Source organism: Arthrobacter sp. B3I9 (assembly GCF_030816935.1).
Taxonomy (GTDB): domain Bacteria; phylum Actinomycetota; class Actinomycetes; order Actinomycetales; family Micrococcaceae; genus Arthrobacter.
Genome location: NZ_JAUSYO010000001.1, coordinates 3636236 through 3660874, shown reverse-complemented (window position 1 = coordinate 3660874; position 24639 = coordinate 3636236). Strand labels below are relative to the sequence as shown.

Annotated in this window: 21 protein-coding genes and 2 pseudogenes; 20 read left to right on the top strand and 3 right to left on the bottom strand. The window is 65.2% G+C overall.

The genetic code is table 11. From position 1 onward, the window contains the following. Positions 1-258: 258 nt before the first annotated feature. The 5 genes and pseudogenes from QFZ65_RS16915 to QFZ65_RS16895 form a co-directional block, all read left to right on the top strand. A complete protein-coding gene (locus tag QFZ65_RS16915) occupies positions 259-1992 on the top strand; it encodes an ABC transporter ATP-binding protein (RefSeq protein ID WP_306911915.1) in 1734 nt (577 codons plus the stop codon). After that, the gene (locus QFZ65_RS16910) at positions 1989-4031 is read left to right on the top strand and encodes an ABC transporter ATP-binding protein (protein ID WP_306911914.1); all 2043 of its coding nucleotides are present in this window, start codon (positions 1989-1991) and stop codon (positions 4029-4031) included. Before QFZ65_RS16915 ends, QFZ65_RS16910 begins: the two co-directional genes overlap by 4 nt. Before the next feature lie 41 nt (positions 4032-4072). Further along, positions 4073-4519 (top strand): thioesterase family protein, encoded by a 447-nt coding sequence (locus QFZ65_RS16905; protein WP_306912620.1) that lies wholly within the window; start codon positions 4073-4075, stop codon positions 4517-4519. Between the two features lie 191 nt (positions 4520-4710). Then, on the top strand, positions 4711-4968 hold the full coding sequence (locus QFZ65_RS16900; RefSeq protein WP_373427610.1) for a hypothetical protein: 258 nt from the start codon (positions 4711-4713) through the stop codon (positions 4966-4968). 5 nt (positions 4969-4973) lie between these two features. Continuing rightward, positions 4974-5105, top strand: a pseudogene (locus QFZ65_RS16895) (restriction endonuclease); the annotation flags it as partial. 64 nt (positions 5106-5169) lie between these two features. Here QFZ65_RS16895 and QFZ65_RS16890 read toward each other — a convergent pair. Then, entirely contained in the window at positions 5170-5466 is a 297-nt protein-coding gene (locus tag QFZ65_RS16890; RefSeq protein WP_306911912.1) for a hypothetical protein, read from the bottom strand. Between the two features lie 113 nt (positions 5467-5579). Between QFZ65_RS16890 and QFZ65_RS16885 the strand changes: the two genes are divergently transcribed. Beyond that, a complete protein-coding gene (locus tag QFZ65_RS16885; RefSeq protein ID WP_306911911.1) occupies positions 5580-6221 on the top strand; it encodes a TetR/AcrR family transcriptional regulator in 642 nt (213 codons plus the stop codon). Positions 6222-6308: 87 nt separating this feature from the next. Here the strand turns inward: QFZ65_RS16885 and QFZ65_RS16880 are convergent, their stop codons facing one another. Beyond that, complete coding sequence (locus QFZ65_RS16880; protein WP_306911910.1) at positions 6309-6749, bottom strand: very short patch repair endonuclease; 441 nt, start codon at positions 6747-6749, stop codon at positions 6309-6311. Between the two features lie 172 nt (positions 6750-6921). Here QFZ65_RS16880 and QFZ65_RS16875 point away from each other — a divergent pair, with 172 nt between their 5' ends. From QFZ65_RS16875 to QFZ65_RS16810, 14 genes are all read left to right on the top strand, one after another. Next, on the top strand, positions 6922-7575 hold the full coding sequence (locus QFZ65_RS16875; protein ID WP_306911909.1) for a DUF6318 family protein: 654 nt from the start codon (positions 6922-6924) through the stop codon (positions 7573-7575). Positions 7576-7718: 143 nt separating this feature from the next. Further along, positions 7719-8522, top strand: coding sequence for a hypothetical protein (locus tag QFZ65_RS16870; protein WP_306911908.1), 804 nt, complete (start codon positions 7719-7721; stop codon positions 8520-8522). A 92-nt stretch (positions 8523-8614) separates the two neighbouring features. Continuing rightward, the gene (locus QFZ65_RS16865; RefSeq protein WP_306911907.1) at positions 8615-9685 is read left to right on the top strand and encodes an alkene reductase; all 1071 of its coding nucleotides are present in this window, start codon (positions 8615-8617) and stop codon (positions 9683-9685) included. 210 nt (positions 9686-9895) lie between these two features. Then, a complete protein-coding gene (locus QFZ65_RS16860; RefSeq protein ID WP_306911906.1) occupies positions 9896-10606 on the top strand; it encodes a GntR family transcriptional regulator in 711 nt (236 codons plus the stop codon). 138 nt (positions 10607-10744) lie between these two features. Then, positions 10745-12085, top strand: a complete 1341-nt coding sequence (locus QFZ65_RS16855) for an MFS transporter (protein ID WP_306911905.1) — start codon at positions 10745-10747, stop codon at positions 12083-12085. Then, positions 12082-13203 (top strand): 2-hydroxyacid dehydrogenase, encoded by a 1122-nt coding sequence (locus tag QFZ65_RS16850; protein ID WP_306911904.1) that lies wholly within the window; start codon positions 12082-12084, stop codon positions 13201-13203. The genes QFZ65_RS16855 and QFZ65_RS16850 overlap by 4 nt, the downstream gene beginning before the upstream one ends. A 64-nt stretch (positions 13204-13267) precedes the next feature. Then, positions 13268-14272, top strand: coding sequence for a sugar phosphate isomerase/epimerase (locus QFZ65_RS16845; protein ID WP_306911903.1), 1005 nt, complete (start codon positions 13268-13270; stop codon positions 14270-14272). Positions 14273-14347: 75 nt separating this feature from the next. After that, complete coding sequence (dhaL, locus tag QFZ65_RS16840) at positions 14348-16150, top strand: dihydroxyacetone kinase subunit DhaL (protein ID WP_306911902.1); 1803 nt, start codon at positions 14348-14350, stop codon at positions 16148-16150. After that, the gene (locus QFZ65_RS16835; protein WP_306911901.1) at positions 16147-16629 is read left to right on the top strand and encodes a ribose-5-phosphate isomerase; all 483 of its coding nucleotides are present in this window, start codon (positions 16147-16149) and stop codon (positions 16627-16629) included. Before dhaL ends, QFZ65_RS16835 begins: the two co-directional genes overlap by 4 nt. A gap of 2 nt (positions 16630-16631) precedes the next feature. Next, entirely contained in the window at positions 16632-17618 is a 987-nt protein-coding gene (locus QFZ65_RS16830; RefSeq protein WP_306911900.1) for a 3-hydroxyacyl-CoA dehydrogenase family protein, read from the top strand. A gap of 35 nt (positions 17619-17653) precedes the next feature. After that, complete coding sequence (locus tag QFZ65_RS16825; protein WP_306911899.1) at positions 17654-18421, top strand: SDR family NAD(P)-dependent oxidoreductase; 768 nt, start codon at positions 17654-17656, stop codon at positions 18419-18421. Positions 18422-18435: 14 nt separating this feature from the next. Further along, positions 18436-18564: a hypothetical protein gene (locus tag QFZ65_RS16820; protein ID WP_306911898.1), complete on the top strand. Its 129-nt coding sequence runs from the start codon at positions 18436-18438 to the stop codon at positions 18562-18564. Positions 18565-18668: 104 nt separating this feature from the next. Further along, positions 18669-20015 carry an MFS transporter gene (locus QFZ65_RS16815; RefSeq protein ID WP_306911897.1) on the top strand — a complete coding sequence of 449 codons (1347 nt, stop codon included), beginning with the start codon at positions 18669-18671 and terminating at the stop codon, positions 20013-20015. 49 nt (positions 20016-20064) lie between these two features. After that, on the top strand, positions 20065-20880 hold the full coding sequence (locus QFZ65_RS16810; protein ID WP_306911896.1) for a triose-phosphate isomerase family protein: 816 nt from the start codon (positions 20065-20067) through the stop codon (positions 20878-20880). 10 nt (positions 20881-20890) lie between these two features. Here QFZ65_RS16810 and QFZ65_RS16805 read toward each other — a convergent pair. After that, positions 20891-24573, bottom strand: a pseudogene (locus QFZ65_RS16805) (TM0106 family RecB-like putative nuclease). Positions 24574-24639 lie beyond the last annotated feature (66 nt).

The following is a 24639-nucleotide window of genomic DNA, read 5'->3' as shown; positions in this document are numbered from 1 at the left end:
CTGCCTTCGCACTCCAGACGCCCTTCGCATTCCAAAGCGCCTTCGCACTCCAAAGCTCCGGGACGCCGAAAGTACGCCGCAGGGATGATTTTTGGCGTCGGAGTTTCCGGCCCGCAAGGGATTACGTAGAGTTGGAGCGCTAAGGCTGTCGGCCCCACCTGCTACTACTGGAATCATCGTTTCGGTGTTCCATCTGCAGTCATTCCTCCGGTCTCTGCTTCAGCCTCAACCATTCGGTATTCCTAAGGACTCGTGGGCATGCTTGTCACTCTCATACGGCGCTATTGCAAGCCGTATCTGCCGTATATTGCGGCCGTCGTCATCTTCCAGCTCGCCTCGACCATCGCGGCCCTGTACCTCCCCAGCCTCAACGCGCAGATCATCGACGAAGGCGTGTCCCGTGGCGATACGGACTACATCTGGCGGACCGGCGGAGTCATGCTCGGCGTCGCCCTGGTCCAGGTCGTCACCGCGATCGCCGGTGTCTACTACGGGTCGAAGGCCGCCATGGCGTTCGGCCGGGACCTACGCCGGGGCGTGTTCCGCAAGGTCACCAGCTTTTCCGCCAAAGACGTCAACGTCTTCGGCGCGCCTACCCTGATCACCCGCGGCACCAACGATGTCCAGCAGGTGCAAATGCTGGTGCTGATGGGCCTGAACTTCATGGTGGCCACGCCGATCATGTGCATCGGCGGCATCTTCATGGCCCTCCGCGAGGACCTGAACCTGTCCTGGCTGGTCTGGGTTTCGGTACCGGTGCTGGTGGTCGTTGTGGGCTACCTCGTGGTCCGCCTGATGCCGCTCTTCCGCTCCATGCAGACGAAGATCGACCGGCTCAACGGAATCCTCCGCGAGCAGATCATCGGCATCCGGGTGGTCCGTGCCTTTGTCCGCGAGCCCCACGAGGCCGGACGCTTCGGCGCGGCCAACAAGGAACTCACCGACGTTTCGCTGAAGATCGGTGCCCTGTTCGTGCTCATGTTCCCTGCCATCGGCATGATCCTGCACGTTTCCACCGCCGCGGTGCTGTGGTTCGGCGGACAGCGGGTCGACGCCGGCGAGATGCAGGTCGGATCCCTGACCGCGTTTCTGCAGTACCTGCTCCAGATCCTGATGGCGGTCATGATGGGCACCTTCATGGCCATGATGATCCCGCGCGCTTCGGTCTGCGCCGACCGCATCGGGGAGGTGCTCGACGTCGAGCCCTCCATCCACGAGCCGCTCAGCCCCGTGCCGCCGCTGGCCAAGGCCGGCCGCGTCGAGTTCCGGAACGTGTCCTTCGCCTACCCGGGCGCCGAAGCACCCGTGCTGAGCGACATCAGCTTCACCGCGGAGCCCGGCCAGACGGTGGCCATCATCGGCTCCACCGGCGCCGGCAAGACGAGCCTGCTGGCACTGCTGCCCCGGCTCTACGATGCCGCCTCCGGTGAAGTGCTGCTCGACGGCGTTCCGGTCACCAACCTTGACCGCGCCGAGATCACCCAGCGCGTCGCCATGGTGCCGCAGCGGCCCTACCTCTTTTCCGGAACCATCGAGCACAACCTCCGCTTCGGCAGGCCCGAGGCCACCGACGAGGACCTGTGGGACGCGCTCACCGTGGCGCAGGCGGCGGGCTTCGTGCGGGAAAAGCAGAACGGGCTGGGTTCCCGCGTCGCCCAGGGCGGCACCAACGTCTCCGGCGGCCAGCGGCAGCGGCTCTGTATCGCCCGGGCGCTGGTCACCGAACCCAAGGTGTACTTGTTTGATGATTCGTTTTCGGCCCTTGACGTCGCGACGGACGCCAGGCTCCGCCGCGCGCTGAAGGCAAAGACCGCGGACGCCACAGTGATCATTGTCGGCCAGCGCGTCTCCACGATCGCCGACGCCGACCAGATCCTCGTGTTGGACAAGGGACGGATCGTGGACCGTGGCACGCATGAAGAACTGCTGGAGAGCTCCAGCACCTACCAGGAAATCGTCGGATCCCAGCTGAGCGCGGAGGCCGTGGCATGAGCACCAACGAGAACGCCACCACCAGTACCGCGGCCGCTGCCCCGGACGATGACTTCTACGAGGAAGAGTTCACGCCGGGCGAGGCCGACGGCAGCATGTTCGGCGGCGTCCCCGCCAAAAAGGCCGAGCATTTCTGGCCTTCCGCCAAGCGGCTGATGGGGCTGCTCAAGCCGGAGCGGGCCGGCATCATCGCGGTCCTGGCCATGGTGACGGTCGCCGTCGTGCTCAATGTGATTGCTCCCCGGATCCTCGGGCAGGCCATGGACGTGATCTTCGGGGGAGTGGTGGGCAAGCAACTGCCCACCGGTGCCAGCAAGGATCAGTTCGTCGAGGGCCTGCGCGCCCAGGGCGAGAACAATTTCGCCGACATGCTCTCCAAGATGGACCTGGTCCCCGGCGTCGGCATCGATTTCCAGAAGCTCGCCTTCCTGATCAGCGTGGTGCTAGTGATGTACTTCGTGGCCAACATCTTCCTGTGGCTGCAGGGCTATGTCCTGAACGTACTTGTCATGCGGGTGGTCCGCAGGCTGCGCGATGACACCGAGACGAAGCTGAACAAGCTGCCGCTGAACTACTTCGACACCCGGCAGCGCGGCGATACCCTCTCCCGCGTCACCAACGATGTGGACAACATCCAGCAGGCGCTCCAGCAGGCCTTCGCGCAGCTGGTGAACTCCGCCCTCACGGTGCTCGGCATCGTGATCATGATGTTCGTGGTGTCCTGGCAGCTGGCCCTGATCGCCCTGATCGCGCTGCCGCTTTCCGGGGTCGCCGCCGGCATCATCGGCGCCCGGAGCCAGAAGCTTTTTGCCGCGCAGTGGAAGAACACCGGCGAGCTCAACGGGCAGATCGAGGAGTCGTTCTCCGGCCACGACCTGGTCCGCGTGTTCGGCCGCGATGCGGACATGCTGGCCCGGTTCGACGAGCGAAACGAAGCCCTCTACAAGGCCAGCTTCGGCGCGCAGTTCGTCTCCGGCATGATCATGCCCGTCATGCAGTTCGTGTCCTACCTCAGCTACGTGGGCATCGCTGTGGTCGGCGGCCTCCGAGTCGCCTCCGGCGGCATGAGCCTGGGCGACGCCACCGCGTTCATCCAGTACTCCCGCGAGTTCACCCAGCCGCTGGGGCAGATGGCCGGCATGGCCAACATGCTGCAGTCCGGCGTGGCATCCGCGGAGCGGGTCTTTGAATTCCTCGACGCCGATGAGCAGGACGCCGAGACCGCCAGCGAGCAGCTTCCGGCCAAGACCGACGGCCACGTCGAGTTCCGGCACGTCACCTTCAGCTACACCCCGGACAAGCCGCTGATCGAGGATTTGTCCTTCACCGCCGAGCCCGGGCACACCGTGGCGATTGTCGGTCCCACGGGTGCCGGCAAAACCACGCTGGTGAACCTCGTGATGCGCTTCTACGAGCTCAATGACGGCAGCATCACCCTCGACGGCGTCGACATCACGCATCTGAGCCGTGCCGAGCTGCGGTCCAAGGTGGGCATGGTGCTGCAGGACGCCTGGCTGTTCGGCGGCACCATCTACGAGAACATCCGCTACGGCAAACTGGACGCCACCGAGGACCAGATCATGGAGGCGGCCAAGGCCACGTTCGTGGACCGCTTCGTGCGCGCCCTTCCGGACGGCTACAACACCATCATTGACGAGGAAGGCAACAACGTCAGCGCCGGCGAGAAGCAGCTGATCACCATCGCGCGCGCGTTCGTGGCGAGCCCCTCGCTGCTGATCCTGGACGAGGCGACCAGTTCGGTGGATACCCGCACCGAAGTGCTGGTTCAGAAGGCCATGGCGGCGCTGCGCACGGACCGGACCAGCTTCGTCATCGCGCACCGGCTCTCCACCATCCGCGATGCCGACACCATCCTGGTGATGGAAGCGGGCCGGATCGTGGAGCAGGGCCGCCATGCGCAGCTGCTGCAGCTGCAGGGCGCTTACTATCGCCTGTACATGTCCCAGTTCGCCGGGGAGAACGCCGAGGCGGTCTTGTCGGATAACGCGGTAGACGATGCGACGGCGGTGCGAAGCTGAGCGCCGCCGAGCACCCAGGCCGCATCGAGGTTGAGGTGCCGATGCGCTGGGGCGACATGGATGCGTACGGCCACATCAACAACGTGCAGATCGTCCGGATCCTGGAGGAGGCCCGCATCGCGGCGTTCGGGCCTCCCCGCGGCGCCGGACTGCCGGGGGTCGGGCCGCCGGCACCGCTGTTCAGCGAGGTCCCCGAGGGCACCCTGGCCCTCGTGGTGGAGCACAAGATCCGCTACGTGCGCACGCTTGAATACCGCAACGTTCCGGCAGTGGTCCAGCTCTGGATCGGTGCCGTCAAGGGAGCAAGCTTCGACATCCACTACCTCGTGCAGGACCCTGTGACCCGGGAGGACTGCGTCCGCGCCACAAGCCATCTTGCCTTCGTGGAGGAAGCCACCGGACGGGTGCTGCGGCTGACTGTGGAGCAGAAAGAGACCCTCGCCCAGTTCGCCCCGGCGCACGCGGGTGCAGTCCGTCCGGCACCTTAACTCCGCCGCCGGACACCTGAACTCCGCGGCAGCACCGTGAACTCCGCGGCAGCGAACGTACGTTGCCGTGCCCGCAGCCCCTGCTTCTGGCCTCTACCTCCCGTCAGGGATCGCCCCTAGAATGGACACCCCGGAAGCAGCCACTCCGGCCCGGAGCAGCCACTCCCCTTGGAAGCAAAGGAGTCGTGACGGTGACAAAACATCGCAAGATGAAGAATGCCCGGAAGAAGACCTGGGCCGAACTCCCGCCGCGGGCGAAGTTCGGGACGATCGTGGCCGCCGGGGTGCAGCTCTCCATGCTCATCGCGGCCCAACGGGACATCTCGCGGCGCCCCGCCGAGGAAATCCGCGGCAGCAAGGCGCTGTGGCGCGCGGTCACGCTGATTAACTTCATCGGCCCGGGCAGCTATTTCACCTTCGGCGTCCGGCGCCACCCTGAGGTCCACTAGCGCCGGACACGGACATCGACATCGTGGAGTTTCCGCTGGATCTGTCGCAGTCGTCGTCGGAGATCCTGGCCTCCGTGGCCGATCTTGCACAGCAGTCTTGGGGCGAAGTCGTGCGGCAGGCCGCGAACGGCCGTTGAGTGCCGGCGGTTCTGCCGGCAGGAACGGGCGCTCGGATCGTAGGGGACCGCGCCTCGGTGGTAGTTATCCTGCTTCGTTTTGGCGGTCTGAAACTGAGATCAGATGACCGAGCAACGCCTTTTCCGGCCGCCCGGGGTGCCGTGCCACATGCCGGCGAAGTTGTTCACGCAGTTCGGCCTCGTCCGGCGACTTGCCGGCAAGAATCGCAGCGATGATCTCCGAAACTTGCTTGCGCAAAGGCTCGAGATCGGAGCGGACGTCTTTGGTCCGGCGGTAGTCGTGCAGCTGGGCTACAGCGGACGGCCCAGTGTCCGGTGAGCCGGGAGGAAGGGACCCATCTGACATCAGCTGGTGCGACATCCGGCTCTCCCGTGTAGTGATTCAGGCGGTGCGGACTAAAGTTGTCCGAGCCCCGAATACGAACTGTACTCCGGACAGACCACTCTGTCTCGCAACACGCTAAAATGTCTTTAATGTCGCTTTCCACCAGTCCAGATCCGAGATCGTCATCGCCGCTTGGGGTGCCGATTAGTGGCTCTCTTCCGGCGTCTGTTGCGCCGCCGGCTGTGCGGGAGCGGATCCTCGACATCGCATACGAGCTGTTTTCGCGTCGGGGAGTGCGGGATGTCGGCGTGAACGAATTGATCAGCCGTTCTGGCGTAGCCAAAGCCAGTTTCTACCGGCATTTCGCGTCCAAGGATGAGCTGGTGCTGGCCTTCCTCGAACGCAGGGACCAGCAGTGGACCGTCGAGAAGATCATCACGGAGGCCCGGCGCCGGGGTGAGTCCCCGGAGGAGCAGTTGCTCGCCATTTTTGACGTCTTTGCGGACTGGTTTGCGCGCGAAGACTTTGAGGCATGCTCCTTCGTGAACATCCTCCTCGAAATGGGGGCAGAGCACCCCCTCGGCCAGGCGAGCATCGACTATCTTGCAAGGATCCGCGGCCACGTCCAGCTTCTGGCAGAGGAGGCCGGGCTGCGCGATCCGGAAAGCTTTTCGCGCTCTTGGCACATCCTCATGAAGGGATCGATCGTCTCCGCTGCAGAGGGGGATCTCGTCGCCGCGGGGCGGGCGCGTGAAATGGCTGGTTGGCTGATCGCCCACAGCCGGAGTTGAGCTGTTGGTTTGTGGCCTGGCAGGGGGATCAGGCCGGCGGTGGGGAGTTACGACGACGGCTGTTGGGAGTTAGCCGGTGGATGAGGGTTACGCCGAGGGCTGTTCGGCGTTCTTAAGGAAGGCGTCCAGGTGCTCCTCCAGCGTCCGCGGGTCCTTGAGCTCGCACTCCCAGACTGTGAGGACCTTCCACCCGGAGGTTTCAAGTTGGCGTAGCTGTTCCGCATCGCGGTTCCTGGTTCGCGTCCGCTTCGTTTCCCAGAACTTCGCATTGGCTTTGGGGGCGTGTTGCCCGACCCGGCAGTCGTGGAAGTGCCAGAAACACCCGTTGACGAAGATGACTTTGTGGCGGCTGGCGAAAACCAGATCGGGACTGCCCGGGAGCTTGCCGCCGCGGGCCGTGCCGTGCAACCGGTAGCGGTAGCCCTTTGAATGCAAGAGTCTTCGTACCAGCAGTTCCGGCTTGGTGTTCTTGCCCCTGATCCGGGACATGTTCCAGCTGCGCCGCTCCGGTGTCAGCTTGTCCGCCATGGATTCAGTCTAGGCCGGAGTGCTAACGACCCCTCCCGCGCCCGGCCTCGCTCGCATGGAGCGCGACGGTCCGGCTGTGGATAAGTCTGACAGCCGAGATGTGACGTCGGTTACCCTTAAGCCACTGTTTGGCTCTGGGCGTCTTGATTTCCTATCGGGGGAGTAGCTGACCATGACATCTCGCACTTCGAGATCCACTATCAAGCGCTTTTGGTCGGCTGCCCTTGTTGCCGCGATTCTGGTGTCTGCTAGTGCCTGCAGCGGGGCCGGCGCTCAACCACCCGCATCGCCTTCTCCAGGGACCCCGACCCCCTCGGCCACGTCCATCCCCAGTGCCACGCCAACCGCAACCCCGAGCTACAAACCCGCCGACGCTTCAGGCAGGGCCCAGAACGTCCCGATCCCAGTGCTGCCCGAGGTCGCGAAGACGGAGACGAAGGAAGGGCTTGAAGCATTCGCCCGGTACTGGTTCCAGTTGCTGAGCTACGGATACGAGACGGGCGACACTTCTGCTTTGAACTCCATCACCGGGCCGGGATGCGAATTTTGCCAGAATGTCACCCGCGCCATTACTTCCAGTTACCAAGCAGAGAAGTGGCTGGCAGGGGGTCGTGTCAAAACTCCTTCCGTTACTGCGTCATTCGATGCCCAACCCGATGGCCAGTACCAAGTCATAGTTCAAGTTCAGCAAGACATGATTTCGTACATCGGTCCTGCTGGGAGTGAGTTCAGGAAGCCGACGCCTCCCTCGGATACCGGCAACGTCGTGGTCGCCGAATTCGCCGGCGGCGCTTGGCGGCTCACGGGACTACATCCCATCCGATGAGCCGGTCAAGCAGCCGGGTTCTCGATCAGTTCCTGAGACTTGCCACGGCAATCCTGGTGGGGGCCCTGATCGTCCTTCATCCCAGTGTTGTATGGGCGGAGGACGACGGTGTAGACGCGGGTTTTGGAAACCAAGGGGTCAATGTGAGCGCTTGGGGCCTTGACCCTGCCACAGGTAAATTCGTCGCCCTCCAGCCTGGGACGCCGCCCACGGACCCCTACCAGTACAAGTACGAACTTCAGTGCCACTTAGGCGGCGGAGACTTCGACACGGTGTGCCTGGCAGGTCTTGTCGACTGCAAGAACGGACCGGAAGGTAAAGAGGGGATTCCGGTCGTGTGGCTCAAGGCGCCAGCCGGAGTGCCTAACCCCTCGTGGAGCTACCACTCCGGCCCAACGTGCCTTTTTGATCCCCAGCCCGAAGACCTGCTGCCCCGAATAGCGGCCGTCATCCAAACCGAGTTCCAGCGGCTTCCGGTGTCGGCAGGCACCGTGACCGCCCAGCCGAGCCCGCACACCCTGCGCGGCGCCGAAACCAACTTTTTCGGGAATGCAGCCGAACAGCAATTCGACATCACCATTCTTGCGCAGCGAGTGCATGTGGTGGCAAGGCCAGTCGAATACACCTGGAGTTATGGCGACGGAGCAGTGATGGGTCCGCAGCGGGCCGCCGGGGCTCCCTTGCCGCAAGAACGCTGGGGCGAAAAGACCCTCACCAGCCACGTCTACACGCAGACGGGTGACTTCGCAGTGGTGCTGACCACCCATTTCAAAGGCACCTACTCCGTCAATGACGGCCCGCCGCTGCCCATTCCGGGACAAGGCTCCTTCAACTCCCCGCCCCAGCCGATAAGTGTGTGGCGTACCATCACCCGGAACTACGCTGACGACTGCCTCCAAAACCCTCAGGGGCAAGGATGCCCCGCCGCCGCTCCCTCCGTTCCCTGACACCCTTAGTGATCCGAGTCTCAACCGGAATAGTTTGCAGGCGCCGCACAGTTACAACAAGCGAACCCAATCCCTTTGAAAGGAACTGTGCATTGCTGTTTTCCCCGATGACCCTTGGTGATCTTGAACTGCCCAACCGACTGGTGATGGCGCCGCTTACCCGCGTCCGCTCCGGCAAAGACGGCATTCCCGGCCCCTTGGTGGTTGAGCACTACCGCCAACGCGCGTCACTTGGCCTGATCGTCAGCGAGGGCACCTACCCCAGCCACGCCGGCCAGGGATTTCCGGGCCAGCCCGGCCTCGTGACAGAGGAACAGCTCAAGGGCTGGGCCAACGTCACCTCCGCCGTCCACGCCGAGGGCGGCCGCATCTTCGCCCAGGTCATGCACGCTGGCCGGGTCACCCACGAGGCCACCACGGGTGGCTACGAGGTAGTCGCACCGAGTGCCATTGCCATCGACGGTGAGACCCGAACCTACGAGGGCAAGAAGCCGTTCCCGGTTCCGCACGCCCTGACCACCGACGAGCTGCCCGGAATCGTTGAGGAATTCGTGACGGCATCCCGCAAGGCCATAGGGGCAGGATTCGACGGCGTTGAGCTGCACGCTGCCAACGGCTACCTGCTGCACGAATTCCTTGCTCCGTCCGCCAACCAGCGCGACGACATCTACGGCGGGAGCGCGGAGAACCGCGCCCGCTTCGTTCTCGAGGTCACCCGTGCTGTCGTGGACGCCATCGGCGCAGACCGTGTCGGCATCCGCATCTCGCCCGAGCACAACGTTCAGGGCAACCTGGAACTCGATGCAGCCGATGTGACTGAGACCTACGGCATCCTGGTTGACGCCTTGGCCCCGCTGAAACTCGCTTACCTGAGCATCCTGCACAAGGAGCCAACAGGCGAGCTGGTTCAGGGCCTGCGCGCGCGCTTTGGTGGCACTTTCCTGGTGAACACCGGCTTCGGCGTCATCACTACACGCGAGGAAGCCAAGGCCCTGGTTGCGGACGGCCACGCCGACGCCGTCGTCGTCGGACGTCCTGCCATCGCCAACCCGGACCTCGTGCGCCGCTGGCGTGAAGGGCTGCCGGTCAACGAGCCGGACGCGACCACGTTCTACGGTGAGGGTGCCAAGGGTTATACCGATTACCCGGCGTACCAGAACTAGGGCTTAAAGGAGCTCCACAGGCACGGGACATGTCCCGTTGCAACCAGGAACAGTGGGCAGAATGGGATTCTGTCCACTGTTCGCGTTTAAGGATGAGCATGTCCCCCTATAAGGGCTGGACATGTCCACCTTAAGGACTGGCAAGTCCCTGGAAAGGGACGGGTATGTCACGCTGAGGATGGGCCTGTCCCTGTCCTATAGGATTTAAACATGCAATTAGCTTCCTCCGGGAGTCGCCCTGAGGGCTACCAAACGGGCCGTCCTGTCAGCCGCCAGGTCCTCGCCGACCATGTCTATGAAGAACTGCTGGCGTCGCTCATCGACGGGCGGCTCGAACCCGGGGCAGCGGTGAGCATCGATGGAACCGCCCGGGAGCTCAATGTTTCTCCCACGCCGGTGCGCGAGGCGCTCGCACGGCTCGAACATACCGGAATGGTCCGCCGCGTCGCCCTCAAGGGCTACCGGGTTGCGCCGATGTTCACGCAGGAGGACTTTGCGGAACTCATGGAAGCGCGGCTCGCCATAGAGCCAGTCAACGCCCGGCTGGCATGCGCCCGGTTGACGCCAACGGACCATGCCGCGCTGGCCGAGGCTGTCGCCGACCTGAAGAAGGCCCGGCGCGGCCCCTCGTTCGCGGAGTTCCGTGACTATCTGGAGGCCGACGAGCGGTTCCACCGGTTGATCGCGGAGCAGACGGGCAACCAGTTCATGGTGGCCGCCTATTCCGCCCTCGGCGGCCAGGTCCAGCGCTTCCGGTTGTTCGGCGGCGTCGGGATCACGGACGCGGAACAGGCAATCGCCGAGCACCAGTCGGTCCTCGACGCGTTTTCCTCAGGGGACCCTGAAAAGGCTGCAGCGGCCATGGCGGAGCACGTGCGGAACGTGCGTGGCCGCGCCATCGCTGACGCTCCGGCAGAGTAACTGAGCCTCCCTACAGCGGGTCCCGAAGGTCATAATCCGCTATTTATGTGACTCTCTTCACAGCGGATCAAAGACCCTATAGGATCTTCGACTGTGCGGGCTATGGTGCCAGCACCGCAAGTCACGAGGGAGTGAAGAGTGCAAACAGAAGCTTTGGCCGCAGGGCCCAGGGAATCAGCAACGCGCCGCACCATTAAGAATCTGAGGTGGTGGATCCTCGGCTGGGCGCTCGCCGCCGGCATCATCAACTACATGGACCGCAGTGCGATCTCCATTGCCGCGCCGCAGCTGATCAAGGATTTCGGCATGAGCCGGACGGACATCGGACTCTTAGGCACAGTCTTTTCCTGGACCTACGCCTTTGCCCAGCTGCCCGTCGGCTGGCTTGTCGACAAACTGGGTGCCCGCCGGATGTACTTCCTCGCGATCGCGGGCTGGAGCATCGCCACCGCGCTGATGGCTATCGGCGGCAAGATGTGGCAGTTCGTCACCTTCCGCTTCCTGCTCGGCGTCACCGAAGCCCCCAACGCACCGGCCTCGGCCAGGCTCACCGCTGACTGGTTCCCCCGTGCTGAGCGCGGACAGGCCACCGCCATCTGGGACAGCGGCTCCAAGTGGGGTCCCGCGATCGCCCCTCCCGTCCTGACGGCAATCATGCTCGCCTTCGGTTGGCAGGCCATCTTCCTCTTCCTCGGCGTCGCCGGCCTCGTCCTGGCCCTTGCGTTCTTCATGTACTACAGGGCTCCCGAAGAGCACAAGCGCATCAGCGCTGAGGAATTGGAGTACATCGAAAGCCAGCGCGCCACGCAGGTCCTGACCGCCAAGAAGGTCTCCTGGCTGGGACTCTTCAAGCACCGCCAGATCTGGGGCATGATGGCTGGCTTCTTCTGTGTCATCTGGATCTGGAACATCTTCATCGTCTTCCTTCCGCTCTACCTGCAGGAAGAGCGTGGCGCGAGCATCGCAAGCTCCGGCTGGCTGGCCTCAGTGCCATACCTCGGTGCGGCCATCCTGGGCATTACCGGCGGCTGGGTTATGACGCGCTACTCCAAGAAGGCGGGCCGTGACCCTCTGCTGGCTAAGCGCCATGTGATGTCCGTTGCTGCTGTAGTCGCAGGCATCCTGATCTGCCTCATCCCGTTTGTCGATTCCCTCCCGCTCGCTATCGCCGTGATGACCGTGGCGCTGGGCTTCGTCGCCACCATGCAGGCAGCGGCCTGGGCCATGCCCGGTGACGTCGTGGACAACTCCCAAGTGGCGTCGGTTGGCGCCATCCAGAACTTCGGCGGCTACTTCGGTGGTGCCTTTGCCCCGCTGCTCACCGGTGTGATCGCCGACGCCACGGGCTCCTATGCGCCGTCGTTCGTGATCGGCGGCGTCATCGCCGCCCTCGCTGCCGTGGCCTACGGTGTCCTCGTCCGCGAGCCCATCAAGGACAAGACAAACGCAAGCAAGACGGAAAGTGGAATCGACGCGTGAGCACTAGCACCAACGAATTGACGACGGCGGCCGCCACCCAGGCGGCCGCCGTGCCGGCGGGAACCACCCAGCCGGCGGGAACCACCCGCTCACCTTTTACCGTTGCGGTCACGGCCGATGCTGCCCGGCCGGATGGAAGCTCGATCCACGGTGACTTGGGGTTGGGCCGGCTTAACGAGCAAGGCATCAGCTGGAGGGTTCTGCCCAGTTACACGGACCCGGTTCCCCTGCCCGACCTCTCCGGTGTAAATGCCGTTCTGTCGCTGGGTCACATCACCTTCGACTCGCGCACCGTGGACCACGCCCCGGACCTGAAGCTGATTGCCCGGTTCGGGGCAGGTTACGAAACCATCGACCTGGACGCGTGCACCCGCGCCGGCGTCGTTGTCACGAATACGCCGGATGCCATCCGCCGGCCCTTGGCGGTGGCGGGACTGACTCTCCTTCTGGCGCTTTCGCATAAGCTGCTGGCCAAGGACCGGCTGACGCGGACTTCGGACTGGGCCCGCCGCGAGCACTACCGCGGGGCGCCGCTGGTGGGCCAAACGGTCGGGATCGTGGGTTTCGGCAGCGTCGGCGCCGAGCTCGCGCGCCTGCTGGCCCCGCTTGGGCTGAACGTGGTGGGCAATAACCGTAGCGGCCGCCACGCGGAGGCCGCCGAGCTCGGCGTCGAGTTGCTGGGCCTGAACGAACTCCTGGAGCGCTCGGACTACGTTGTGCTTTGTGCCGCACTGACGCCGGAGACGGAAAACTTGATCGACACCGCTGCCCTGGCCCGGATGAAGTCCAGCGCTTACCTGATCAACATCGGCCGCGGAAAACTTGTGGATACGGACGCCCTTCGGGACGCCCTGCGGCGCGGCGGTATCGCCGGCGCCGGACTGGACGTGTTCGAGCCGGAGCCCCTCCTGCCCGATGACGAGCTGCTCACCTTCGACAACGTGGTGCTTTCCCCGCATTCACTCTGCTGGACCGAGGACTTCACCCGCGATGTGTCGGCCAGCGCCCTTTCGTCGATCCTGGCGGTTGCGGCAGGGGAGCGACCGGCCAACGTCCTGAACCCGGAGGTCTTCGAGACGGCGGCTTTCGCGGCAAAGAGGCGGCAGCTCCAAATGTGAGCTTGACAACATCGGCCAAGATGCTGAATCCTATAGGAAACAGGATCGCACGAAGGAGTGACCCATGGCCTATACAGCGGAAAACTGGCCCATCACAGGAGCGCTTCTGCCGTTCCCGGGAACCGACAGCCAAGGCAAACACATCAACGACGCCGATGCCTCCGCCTGGGCCGAGGTCCTCACGGAGGTCAAGGAAGCCGGCTTCGCGCTTGCCGACCTCACGGACAGCTGGGTCCGCCCCGGCGATCTGAGCCCTGCCCGACTCGCTGAGTTCAAGCAGACCGCGGAGAACGTGGGAATTGGCCTTCCCGCTATATCGGCCATCCGTCGCAGCGTCATCGACGAGCGCAACTGGGAGGCGAACCTGGCCTATAGCCACCGCACCATCGATGCTGCCGCCGAGCTCGGCTGCGAGGTGGTTTCGGTCGGCCTGCACCAGGCGATCACGCCGGAGCAGCAGAAGCAGCTCTGGTTCTGGACGGTTGACGGCTACAAGGACCCGGTGGGGGACAAGGAAGCCTGGGACAACGCCGTAGCGCGTTTCCGTGAACTGGGCCGCCACGCAGCAGAAGTTGGTCTCCTGCTCTCCCTGGAAATGTACGAGGACACCTTCGTCGGCACGGCGGATATGTCCGTCCAGCTGGTCCAGGACATCGGACTCCACAACGTGGGCCTCAATCCTGATACCGGGAACCTGATCCGCCTGCACCGCCCGATCGAGGACTGGCGGGAAGTGCTCGCCAAGACCTTGCCCTACTCGAACTACTGGCACATGAAGAACTACCTCCGCGATGAGGACGTGGCCCGGGACAGCTACGTCGCCATGCCAACCCCGATGGAGTCCGGCTTGATCAACTACCGCGAGGCCTTCAAGGTTGCCCTGTCCGTGGGCTTCCAGGGGATTCTCTGCACGGAGCACTACGGCGGCGACGGGCTTTCCATCACGGCCAGCAACCAGGACTACCTGCGCCGCCACGTCCTGCCAAAGAAGGACGGCTACGCCCTCGGCCAGAGCAAGGTCGCCCAGGGCCACCAGCAGCCGGCAACGACGGAACCCGCCCGCGTCTGACGCACCGGCGTCGGACGCACCGGCGTCTGACGCAGACCGGCATGACTATTCCACAACGGATTCAATGAGGAAACCATGACCCAGATTTTCGATAATCCCGCTGATTTTGCGGATGAGGCGCTGGACGGCTTCGTTGCCGCGAACCGCGGCTATGTGGCCCGGGTGGACGGCGGCGTGGTCCGGTCCACCGAGATGACTGCCGGCCAGGTGGCCCTCGTGATCGGCGGCGGCTCCGGGCATTACCCGGCCTTCGCTGGACTGGTGGGTCCGGGCCTGGCCGCCGGATCGGCATGCGGGAACATGTTCGCCTCGCCGGCCGCAGGACAGGTTTACCGGGTGGCGAAGGCCGCCAATGCCGGCGGCGGCGTGCTGCTGAGCTACGGCAATTACGCGGGCGATGTCCTGCACTTCGGCCAGGCCCAGCTGCGCCTGAACGCCGAGGGCATCGAGACCCGCACCGTTCTGGTCACAGACGACATCGCCAGCGCACCGCTGGAACAGATCGAGAAACGGCGCGGGATCGCCGGGGACCTGACGGTCTTCAAGGTCGCGGGCGCCGCCGCCGAGGCGGGCCTGGACCTGGATGAGGTGGAGCGGCTGGCGGTCAAGACCAACTACCGGACCCGTTCCCTCGGCGTTGCCTTCGACGGCTGCACCCTGCCCGGCGCCAGCGAACCGCTGTTCACCGTGCCGGCCGGGCAGATGTCGCTGGGTCTTGGCATCCACGGCGAGCCGGGGATTTCCGAACATCCCATGCCCACCGCCTCCGAACTGGCTGAGCTGCTGGTTTCCCGGCTGTTGGCGGACAAGCCCGAGGACGCCGGCACGCGCGTCGTGGCGATCGTCAACGGCCTCGGCACGGTCAAGTACGACGAGCTGTTCCTGCTCTTCGGGAAGATCGAAAAGCTGCTTGACGCCGCGGGCCTGACGGTCGTGGAGCCCGAGTGCGGGGAGCTGGTCACCAGCCTGGACATGTCCGGGCTCTCCCTGACCCTGCTGTGGCTTGATGATGAGCTCGAGCAGTACTGGGCAGCGCCGGCGGACACTCCGGCGTTCCGGAAGGGCAACCTCGCCCCGCGGGCGCGCCGGGAAGTCGCCGCAGCCGATGACGCGGCCGCTGAGGAATCCGAACAGGCCACGACGGCGGCGGCGGTCCTGGGCGGGCAGGCCGCGGCCGTGCTCGGGCAGGTGCGTGACGTCGTCGTCGAGCATGAAGCGGAACTGGGCGACCTGGATGCGATCGCCGGGGACGGTGACCACGGGATCGGGATGCGCCGCGGTGTGGACGCGGCGGTTGCCGCAGCAGAGCAGGCAGCGGCCACGTCCGGCGGTGCTTCGCCGGAGCGGGTGCTGGCCGCGGCCGGTGAGGCGTGGAGCGAACGGGCTGGCGGGACCTCCGGGGCATTGTGGGGTTCGGCGGTCATCGCGGCCGGGCATGCCCTGGGGAACCGGAACCACTACTCCCGCGAGGACGCCGCCGCGGCAGTCAGCGCCTTCAGCAATGCCATCACCGAACTCGGCAAGGCCGAACCCGGCGACAAAACCATGGTCGATGCCCTTCTGCCCTTCCGGGACGCCTTCCTAAACGCGCTCGAGGAAGGGAACTCCGTGGCCGGCGCCCTGACCGAGGCGGCCGCAGCAGCAACGCAAGCCGCCGACGCGACGGCCGAACTCCGCCCGCTCAAGGGCCGCGCCCGTCCGCTGGCCGAAAAGAGCCTGGGACACCCGGACCCCGGCGCGGTCTCCTTCGGACTGATCGCGACACGGATTTCAAAATACGTCGAGAGCACACATTCAGACGCTGCACCCACCGATACTGCATACACCGACGCCGGGCCCGCTGATGACGGGTCGGCGGAACAAGGAGCTAAAGCATGAGCACACAATCAGGCTGGCGCATCGTCGTCGGCAACGATGAGGCCGGAGTCGAATACAAGAACGCCCTCAAGGCATTCCTCGAAGCGGACCCGCGCGTCGCCTCGGTGGTGGACATCGGCGTTGCCGCCGACGACTCCACTGCCTACCCGCACCTCGCTGTCACCGCCGCCCGGAAAGTCGCCGAGGGCGAAGCCGACCGCGCGCTCCTGATCTGCGGAACGGGCCTCGGCGTTGCCATCGCAGCCAACAAGGTCCCCGGGATCCGGGCCGTTACCGCGCACGACAGCTACTCCGTGGAACGCTCCGTCCTGAGCAACAACGCCCAGGTCCTCACCATGGGCCAGCGCGTCATCGGCTTGGAACTCGCCAAAAAGCTCGTCGGCGAATGGTTGAACCACCGCTTCGATGAGAACTCCTCCTCCGCCGCCAAGGTGGATGCCATCTGCTCGTACGAACCCGAATACTCAAAGGCAGTCTGAACATGACCGAATCACCAGAAACCGCAGCCGCAGTCAACGCCGCCCGCAAGATCGCCGTCGTCGGCTCCGGTTACATGGGCGGCGGCATCGCCCAGGTCCTGGCCCTCGGCGGCGCCCGGGTCGCCCTGGCGGATGTCTCCGCCGAAGTTGCCCAGAAGAACTACGAGCGCCTCCTCACCGAGTCCGACCAGTTCGTGGCCGACGGCTTGTTCCCCGAAGGCGCCACCGACATCCTGCGGCAAAACCTCTGGGCCGCCAAGGACATTGAGGAGGCCGTGGCGGATGCGGACTTCATCGAGGAAGCAGTGCCCGAGGTCATCGCCATCAAGCACGAGACGCTGGCCCGCATCAGCGCTGCCGCCCGTCCCGACGCCATCATCGGCTCCAACACCTCCACGATCTCCATCGCGGACCTGTCCGAGCCGGTCAGCAACCCGGAACGCTTCCTGGGCGTGCACTTCTCCAACCCGTCCCCGTTCATTCCTGGCGTGGAGATCATCCCTCACGCCGGCACCTCGGCAGAGACCGTCGGTGCGGTCCGCGACCTGGTCCACGCGGCCAACAAGCAGACCGCCGTGGTCAAGGACGTCACCGGCTTCGTGCTCAACCGGCTGCAGTACGCGCTGTTCCACGAAGCCGCGCAGCTGGTGGAGCAGGACATTGCGACGGCGGAAGACATCGACACCCTGGTCCGCACGACCTTCGGCTTCCGGCTGCCGTTCTTCGGGCCCTTCGCCATCGCCGACATGGCCGGTCTGGACGTCTACAACTTCTGCTACAAGTCCCTCCAGACGGACTTCCCTGAGCGCTTCGCAACCCCGAAGATCCTCAGTGACCTGGTGGAAGCCGGCAAGCTGGGCACCAAGACCGGCAGCGGCTTCCTCAACGTCCCTGCTGAGCGCACCCCGGAACTGATCGCCTACCGCAACAAGGCCTACGTGGCCATGCAGAAGCTCATCGAGGACCTCGGTCCGGCCCCCATCAGCTGAGCCCCCAACTTTTCCTTCCCACTCCAGGAGCATCCATGAGCACTTTCCCCACTGAACGCACAGCCATCATCACCGGCGCCGTTTCCAAGCGAGGCATCGGCCGCGCCACCGCCAGCTACCTCGCGGCACAGGGCTGGAACATCGGCATCATCGATCTCGATGACGCGATGTGCAAGATCGCCGCCAAGGAGCTGGCCGCCGAGCACGGCGTCAAGGCCTTCGGCGCCGGCGCCAACGTAGCTGACGAGAGCTCGGTGCGTGCGGCCATCGACGCCATCGAGGCGGAACTGCCGCAGATCGTTGCGCTGGCCAACGTGGCAGGCGTGAGCTCACCGGTTCCCTACTTGGAGCTCGACGCAGCCGAATGGGACCGCGTATTGAACATCAACCTCAACGGTGTCCACTACGCCACCCGCCGCGTTGCAGAGTCCATGGTCAAGAACCGGATCGGGCGCATCGTGAACATTTCTTCTGTCTCCGCGCAGCGGGGCGGCGGCACGTTCTCCAAGACCCCGTATTCGGTTGCCAAGGCGGGCGTCATCGGCCTGACCCGGGCGACGGCCCGCGAGCTGGGCGAGTACGACATCACCGTCAACGCCATCTCACCGGGTCCCATCGACACCGACATCATGGGCGGCACCCTCAGCGAGGAACGCAAGGACGAACTCACCAAGGACCTCCTGGTCAACCGCGTTGGTTCCACCCGGGACATCGCAGCAGCCATCGCCTTCCTCATCAGCGAGGACGCCGGGTACATCTCCGGCCAGACGCTGAATGTGGATGGCGGACTCTACATGCACTAAGAAAGAGAAGCATTGTGGCCCCACGCAATCAGCCTCCGGCCGGCTCCGGCTTCGCATCCTGGAGCAAGGGCCGGAAGATTTATCTCGCCGTCGGGATCCTGGCCTGCGTGGCCGGGGTACTGATGATGGTCTTTTCACGCTAGGCAGTTTTTCCCGGCCGGATCCGGCCTGACCGGATCCGGCCTTTCTCCACGCAACTGATTCACCCCACTGAGTTACACCAATGATTGCTCGACGAGGAGTTTTTATGTCCGTAACAACATCCACCAAGGAGCTCCTGGACTCGCCGGTCCTTAAATCGGCGATTTCCAAGGCCTCCCGCCGGCTGATGCCCATGCTGGTGATCCTCTACGTGGTCGCCTTCTTGGACCGCACCAACGTCGGCTTCTCCGAAGCAGCCCTCGGCGTGGACAAGGGCATCAGTGCCGGAGCCTTCGCGCTGGGCGCCGGTATCTTCTTCATCGGCTACGCCCTGTTCGAAATCCCCAGCAACCTGCTCCTGACCAAGTTCGGCGCGAAGGTGTGGCTGGCCCGCATTGCTATCACCTGGGGCATCGTGTCCGCCTGCTTCGCGTTCGTCCAGGGCGAGACCTCCTTCATCATCCTGCGGTTCCTGCTGGGTGTCACCGAGGCCGGCCTGTTCCCGGGCGTCATCATGTTCCTGGCGGCGTGGTTCCCCAACAAGGTCCGCGTCAAGATGTTCGCCATCTTCTACCTGGCCCAGCCGTTCTCCCAGATGATGGGCGCGCCGCTGTCCGGCTGGCTGATCAACATCGGCGACCAGGTGCCCGGAGTCCAGGGCTGGCAGGTCATGTTCTTCGTCGAAGGCATGCTGGCCGTACTCGCCGGCATCGCGGCGTACTTCTTCCTCATCAACAGCCCGCAGGACGCCAAGTTCCTGAACAAGGACGAGAAGAACGCGCTCCTCGAGGTCATGGCGCTGGAAGACAACGTCAAGGAAGAGACCGGCCCGCGCGGTGTCCTTCCCGCCATGCGGAACGGCAAGGTCTGGTACTTCACCATCATCTACTTCTGCCTGCAGATCGCCGTTTACGGTGTCACCTTCTACCTGCCGCAGCAGGTGTCCCAGCTGACCGGCCAGAAGGTGGGCCTCGCCGTCGGCCTGATGGCAGCCATCCCGTGGTTCTTCGGCATCTTTGCCTGCTACTTCATCGGCAAGGCCGCCAACACCCTGGTCCGCCGCCGGGTCTGGGGCACCGGGCTGTTCATCTCCACCGGCCTCTGCATCTTCGGCTCCGCGTGGGCCGGCACCAACCACCTCCCGGCACTCGGCATCATCTTCATCACCCTTGCCGTGTGCAGCTTCCTCTCCATCGGCCCGATCGCATGGTCCTACCCGACGGCGTTCCTCACCGGAACGGCGGCAGCTGCGGGAATCGGCCTGATCAACTCGCTCGGAAACCTCGGCGGGTTCGTGGCGCCGATCCTCCGGACCACCGTCAACCAGATGGCGGCTGACCCCACCGGCTCTGCAGGCATCTTCGCCCTGGGCGTGCTCCCGTTCCTGGCGGCCGTCATGATGTATGCGACGAAGAGGTTCCACAACAAGGCCGACGAGCTGCTGGAGCACTAAGGCCTTCTGGCCCCGCACGGCAACTCGACCCAGCGAAAGCAGCAACAAAATGCAGCAGAGCCCAGCCAGCCAGACCTCCCGGCCGCCCATCCTGGTGGGCGTCAGCACCAAGATGTACCTGGGTTACCGGGACAGCCTGGACTGGCTGGAACGGCTGAGGCACGAAGTGGACACCCGTCCGGCCCTTGCGGCCGGGCGGGTTGTCCCGTTTGTCATCCCGTCCTTCCCGGTTCTGCCTGCGGCGGCGCAGCTTCTCGCTGGTTCCCAGGTGCTGCTCGGGGCGCAGAACTGCGGCTGGGCAGACGGACCCTGGACCGGTGAGGTGGCCCCGTCCATGCTCGCGGAACTTGGTGTCCGGCTCGTCGAGATTGGCCACGCCGAAAGGCGGAAGCACTTCAACGAAGACGATGCCACGGTTGCCCTCAAGGTCCGGGCCGCGGCCGACGCCGGGCTCACGCCGCTACTGTGCGTGGGGGAGTCCGACTCCGGCGAGCCGGCCGCGGCGGCCGAGTTTGTGTACCGTCAGATCGAATCGGCCGTCGACGGCGACTGGACCCTCGCCGGCCGGCTCACCATCGCCTATGAACCGGTCTGGGCCATTGGCGCGGCTGAGCCTGCCGGCGCCGAGTACGTGTCCGACGTCGTCAACCGGGTCCGGGCGCAGCTTGCCGCGGCCGGCGTGTCAGGGCTCCCGATTATCTACGGGGGTTCGGCCAAGCCTGGCCTCCTGCCCACACTCGACGGCGTCTCGGGCCTGTTCCTGGGGCGCTTCGCGCACGATCCCGCGAACTTCGGTGCGGTGCTGGATGAAGCACTGACCCTGGCCGGAGGCATCCGCCCGGCGGACGCTCCCAGCACCCCCTAGGCGGCGCCGCTCAGGAAGCGGCAGTCCGCTGACACAGGCCAATGAAACCGCCGAGCTGTTCCATCCCCTCCGGGTGCACAGGCAGGTAGTTGGTCAGTTCCGGGGCGCGGACGATCACCGCACGCCATTGCCCGCGGGAGACAGCCACGTTGATCCGGTTGCGCGACAGCAGGAACTCCATCCCGCGTGGAGCTTCGGCCACGGCCGAACAGGCCATCGACACGATCACCACCGCTGCCTCCTGGCCCTGGAACTTATCCACCGTCCCCACCCGAATCCCTGACAGGCCGGCCGCCTCAAGGGCGTCGCGGATTGTGTTGACCTGTGCGTTGTAGGCTGCCACCACCAGGACGTCGTCGGTTCCGAGTGGCCGGGAGCCCTGCTCGGTGTGCCATTGCAGCCCCAGGTGCCGGCGTACTTGGCGGACAACTTCCTGGGCCTCCTCCACCGAGGAGGTGATGTTTCCGCTGTGCTCGACCAGCACGGTTTCGATGCCCGCTGGAACCCCGTCAAGCCGCCTGAGATCCGCGGCGGGCGCGGACCGGAGCTGCCCTTCGTAGGACAGTTCGGACACGGCCCGGCACAGCTCGGACGTCATCCGCCACGAGTCGGCCAGGAAGTACCCGAATTCCGGGGGCAGCGTGGCGTGGCCGGCCGATATCCAGCCCAGGGCGGACTCATCCACCGGCTCGGGATGCGAGCCTTGGCTGACCTGAGGCAACTGCTGGGGATCGCCCAGCAGCAGCAGCCGGCTGCTGGCCTGTGCCACCGCCAGGGTGTTGGCCAGGGAGAACTGGCCGGCCTCGTCGATCACCAGCAGGTCCAGCGATCCGGCGGGAACATTGGCTCCCGTCATGGTCCATGCGGTGCCGCCAACGAGCGCCCCGCCGGGGGAGCCGAGGAGCCGCGCAACATCCTTCGCAGCACGCTGCTCCCAGGGCAGCGGATCCGAATGCTTCACCTCCTTGGCCACCATGGACGGATCGATTCCGGCGCTGGTCACGGCAGTCTTGAGCAGGTTCTCCACGACGGCGTGGGACTGGCCCACGACGCCGACCTTCCAGCCGCGGGCCACGAGCCGGGCGATGACGCGGGAACCCACATAGGTCTTGCCCGTGCCCGGAGGTCCCTGCACGGCCACGTAGGAGTGATCGAGGCCCAGGACAGCCTCCGCGATGGAGTCGATAAAGCGGTCCAGCCCCTCGCCGGGCTGCGGCAACGAACGCCCGGCGGTCAGCCGCGGCGGCAGCCGCCGGACGAGGTCCAGCGCGGGATGACGGGGAATCGACCGCAATCTAAGTCCAGCTGCCACCTTCTCAGCGAGGGACGCCAGTGACTCCTCGAGGCTCTTGGTCGCGAGCGGCTGGTCCTCCGTCAGGGCAATGGGGAGGGCATTGTGGGGTGGCACCTTACGGTGCAGCCGGTCCCGGATGATGACCGTGTCGCTGCCGTCCTCGTGTCCCAGCTCCAGTACTTCCGTCCCGAACCAACCATTGCGTCCGATTCCGTCTTTCCCTGTGCCCTCCAGCCCGGCAGGAAGCGGGCGGTCATACATCCGGAACCACTTGCTGCCCACGCGCAGATCCGAGCCCGGGCTGACGGTGCCGGTGAGTTTGACCCGGCGTTCGGGGAGCTTGGTGCCCTCCTGTTGCCACTCGTCCAGTATTTCGGCCGCTTCCACGAGAAAGACGTTCCGGTCCCGGACATGGGTGTCGGGGCCGTGTTCGCACCGGTCGAAGTGCGCCCACCAGAACGCCTTGCGCTCCCGGCGGTGATAGCTCACGGCCGCCGCCAAGATCGATACGGCCTTCCGGTCGTCCTCCGGCAGATCGCTCCCCGGCGCGGCGAACTCTGTCAGTGCGAGTTCGGCTGGGCTCAGGGCGACGGTGCCTTGGTCTTCCTGCCCGGGTTCCTCCGCAGTGCCGACGCCAGCATCAGCGCCGGCGCCGGCCGCAGCACCGGCGTCCAGGGAGGCATCAACGCCGGCGCCGCCGGCGGCGCCGGACTCAGCACCGGCGTCGCTGGCCTGGCCTCGCGGTGTGATCCCGCGGTCCTGCGCCAGGCCCAGGAGCCAGTTCCGGAGCTCGAGCGTGGACAGGCAGTCGTACTCGTTGTAGTCCGCGATCCCGTCGAGGATCTTGTCCGCTTCCTCGGGCCGGCCGTTATCCCGGGCTTCGCAGTAGTGGGCGTAAGCCACCACGGAAGCGCCCGCATCCTTTACATCTCCCGAGCGGAGGTTTTGCCCCATGTAGAGCGGCTCGAGTTTCTTGATGCTGTAGGAGTTTTCCGAGATGCGGATGCTGTTCCGCACTGTCTGGTACAGGTCCACGAGAAGCCCGTCACGAAGCCACTGGTCCACGGTGTCCTCGCCTGCGACGTGCATCACGGACAGCTTGCGCAAGGCAGTCTTCTCGTACGCGGCGTAGTGGTAGACGTGCATGTCCGGGTACTCCTGACGGCGCTTCTCCACGTAGGCGAGGAAGTCCAGGAAGGCTTGTTTTTCCGCTTCCCGGCTGTGCGCCCAGAACGGCTTGAACACGCCCGGGGCGCCGGCTTCGGCGGGTGCTTCGATGACGCCGAAAAGGTACTCCAGCCCCCAGACACCGGTGGCGCTTTCCTGCCAAAGCGGGTCGCCCTCGAAGTCGAAGAAGATGTCGCCCTTGCTTGGTGCCGGAATTTGTCCAGGGTGTTGTCTGGCAGGACGGCATACCGGAGCGAACGCTCCTCGCCGTCCTTGACGTACCGCACGCCGCCGTCGGCGCCGCCGGTCCCGCTCTGCATCCGGGCCTGCTCCTGCAGCCGCCGGAGGGCAGGACTCGCGTCCGGAAGGGTGGCTTGCGCCAGTTCCGTCACAGTGAAGATGCCGGCTTTGTGGAGCGCCTTGCGCTGCGCGGAGTTCATCCGGGCCACCAGGAGCAGGTCGTCGGTTGCCTTGACCATTTCCCGGCAATAGTCGCAGCGGCCGCAGGCGGTGATGCCCGCCGCGCCCCAGCTGACGGTGCCGGGCTGCGCCACGTGCCCGGCGGTAAGGGAGAGGAAGCGTTCCCGGCGTTCGCGGAACACCGGCAGGATGTCCGCTAGTTTGTGGTGGCTGCGGACGTAGTCGAATCCACCGCCGGGCAACGGCGCAGTGGCACCGAGGACGAGCGTCACGGCCGGGTCCGGCGTAATCCCGGCCTTCAGGAGCTGGTCCCCGTAGGCCGCGAGCTGCAGCAGGGCGGTCACCTTCGCGTGGCGGGCCAGCTTGGTGTCGAACACGGCGTAGCTGCCGTCATCCTGCCGGACCAGGAAGTCGGAGCGTCCGTGGAACTTGCCGTCAAAGAAGGCCGCCTGGAACACCACGTCCGCTCCCGAGCGCAGCGCTTCAACGGACTCGGAGTGCTTCGCGAGCAAGGTTGCGCGGTCCATGGTTTCGGCCGTGGCGACATCGTAGACGCCCCGTCCGGCCGCGGCATCCCACATCCCGAACTCCTTGACGAACGCGTCCAGGACCCTGCGCTCATGGACGTCGCCGAGCGTGGCGGCGTGCTTGAGCATCTCGTCGTCCTCGAAGGTGGCCTTCGGTGAGCGGCCGAGCTTCTCGTCGAGTTTCCGCAGAAGCTGGTATTCGCAGCTGGCCGCGATCACCAGGTCGCTCGCGGAGAAGACCAGATCCGGTGCTGCGCCCGGTACTTCCGGTTCGAGAAAAAACACTGTGCCCCCGTTGTCATTGCTTGGCCGTAGTGGCCCCGTATGGTGTGGCGCGGTCTTGTTTGGGCC

Bases quoted from the DNA above. Each gene is read 5' to 3' on its own strand.
- QFZ65_RS16915 (WP_306911915.1), top strand. From the start codon at position 259: ATGCTTGTCACTCTCATACGGCGCTATTGCAAGCCGTATCTGCCGTAT.
- QFZ65_RS16910 (WP_306911914.1), top strand. From the start codon at position 1,989: ATGAGCACCAACGAGAACGCCACCACCAGTACCGCGGCCGCTGCCCCG.
- QFZ65_RS16905 (WP_306912620.1), top strand. From the start codon at position 4,073: ATGCGCTGGGGCGACATGGATGCGTACGGCCACATCAACAACGTGCAG.
- QFZ65_RS16890 (WP_306911912.1), bottom strand. From the start codon at position 5,466: ATGTCGCACCAGCTGATGTCAGATGGGTCCCTTCCTCCCGGCTCACCG.
- QFZ65_RS16885 (WP_306911911.1), top strand. From the start codon at position 5,580: ATGTCGCTTTCCACCAGTCCAGATCCGAGATCGTCATCGCCGCTTGGG.
- QFZ65_RS16880 (WP_306911910.1), bottom strand. From the start codon at position 6,749: ATGGCGGACAAGCTGACACCGGAGCGGCGCAGCTGGAACATGTCCCGG.
- QFZ65_RS16875 (WP_306911909.1), top strand. From the start codon at position 6,922: ATGACATCTCGCACTTCGAGATCCACTATCAAGCGCTTTTGGTCGGCT.
- QFZ65_RS16860 (WP_306911906.1), top strand. From the start codon at position 9,896: ATGCAATTAGCTTCCTCCGGGAGTCGCCCTGAGGGCTACCAAACGGGC.
- QFZ65_RS16845 (WP_306911903.1), top strand. From the start codon at position 13,268: ATGGCCTATACAGCGGAAAACTGGCCCATCACAGGAGCGCTTCTGCCG.
- dhaL (WP_306911902.1), top strand. From the start codon at position 14,348: ATGACCCAGATTTTCGATAATCCCGCTGATTTTGCGGATGAGGCGCTG.
- QFZ65_RS16835 (WP_306911901.1), top strand. From the start codon at position 16,147: ATGAGCACACAATCAGGCTGGCGCATCGTCGTCGGCAACGATGAGGCC.
- QFZ65_RS16830 (WP_306911900.1), top strand. From the start codon at position 16,632: ATGACCGAATCACCAGAAACCGCAGCCGCAGTCAACGCCGCCCGCAAG.
- QFZ65_RS16825 (WP_306911899.1), top strand. From the start codon at position 17,654: ATGAGCACTTTCCCCACTGAACGCACAGCCATCATCACCGGCGCCGTT.
- QFZ65_RS16815 (WP_306911897.1), top strand. From the start codon at position 18,669: ATGTCCGTAACAACATCCACCAAGGAGCTCCTGGACTCGCCGGTCCTT.
- QFZ65_RS16810 (WP_306911896.1), top strand. From the start codon at position 20,065: ATGCAGCAGAGCCCAGCCAGCCAGACCTCCCGGCCGCCCATCCTGGTG.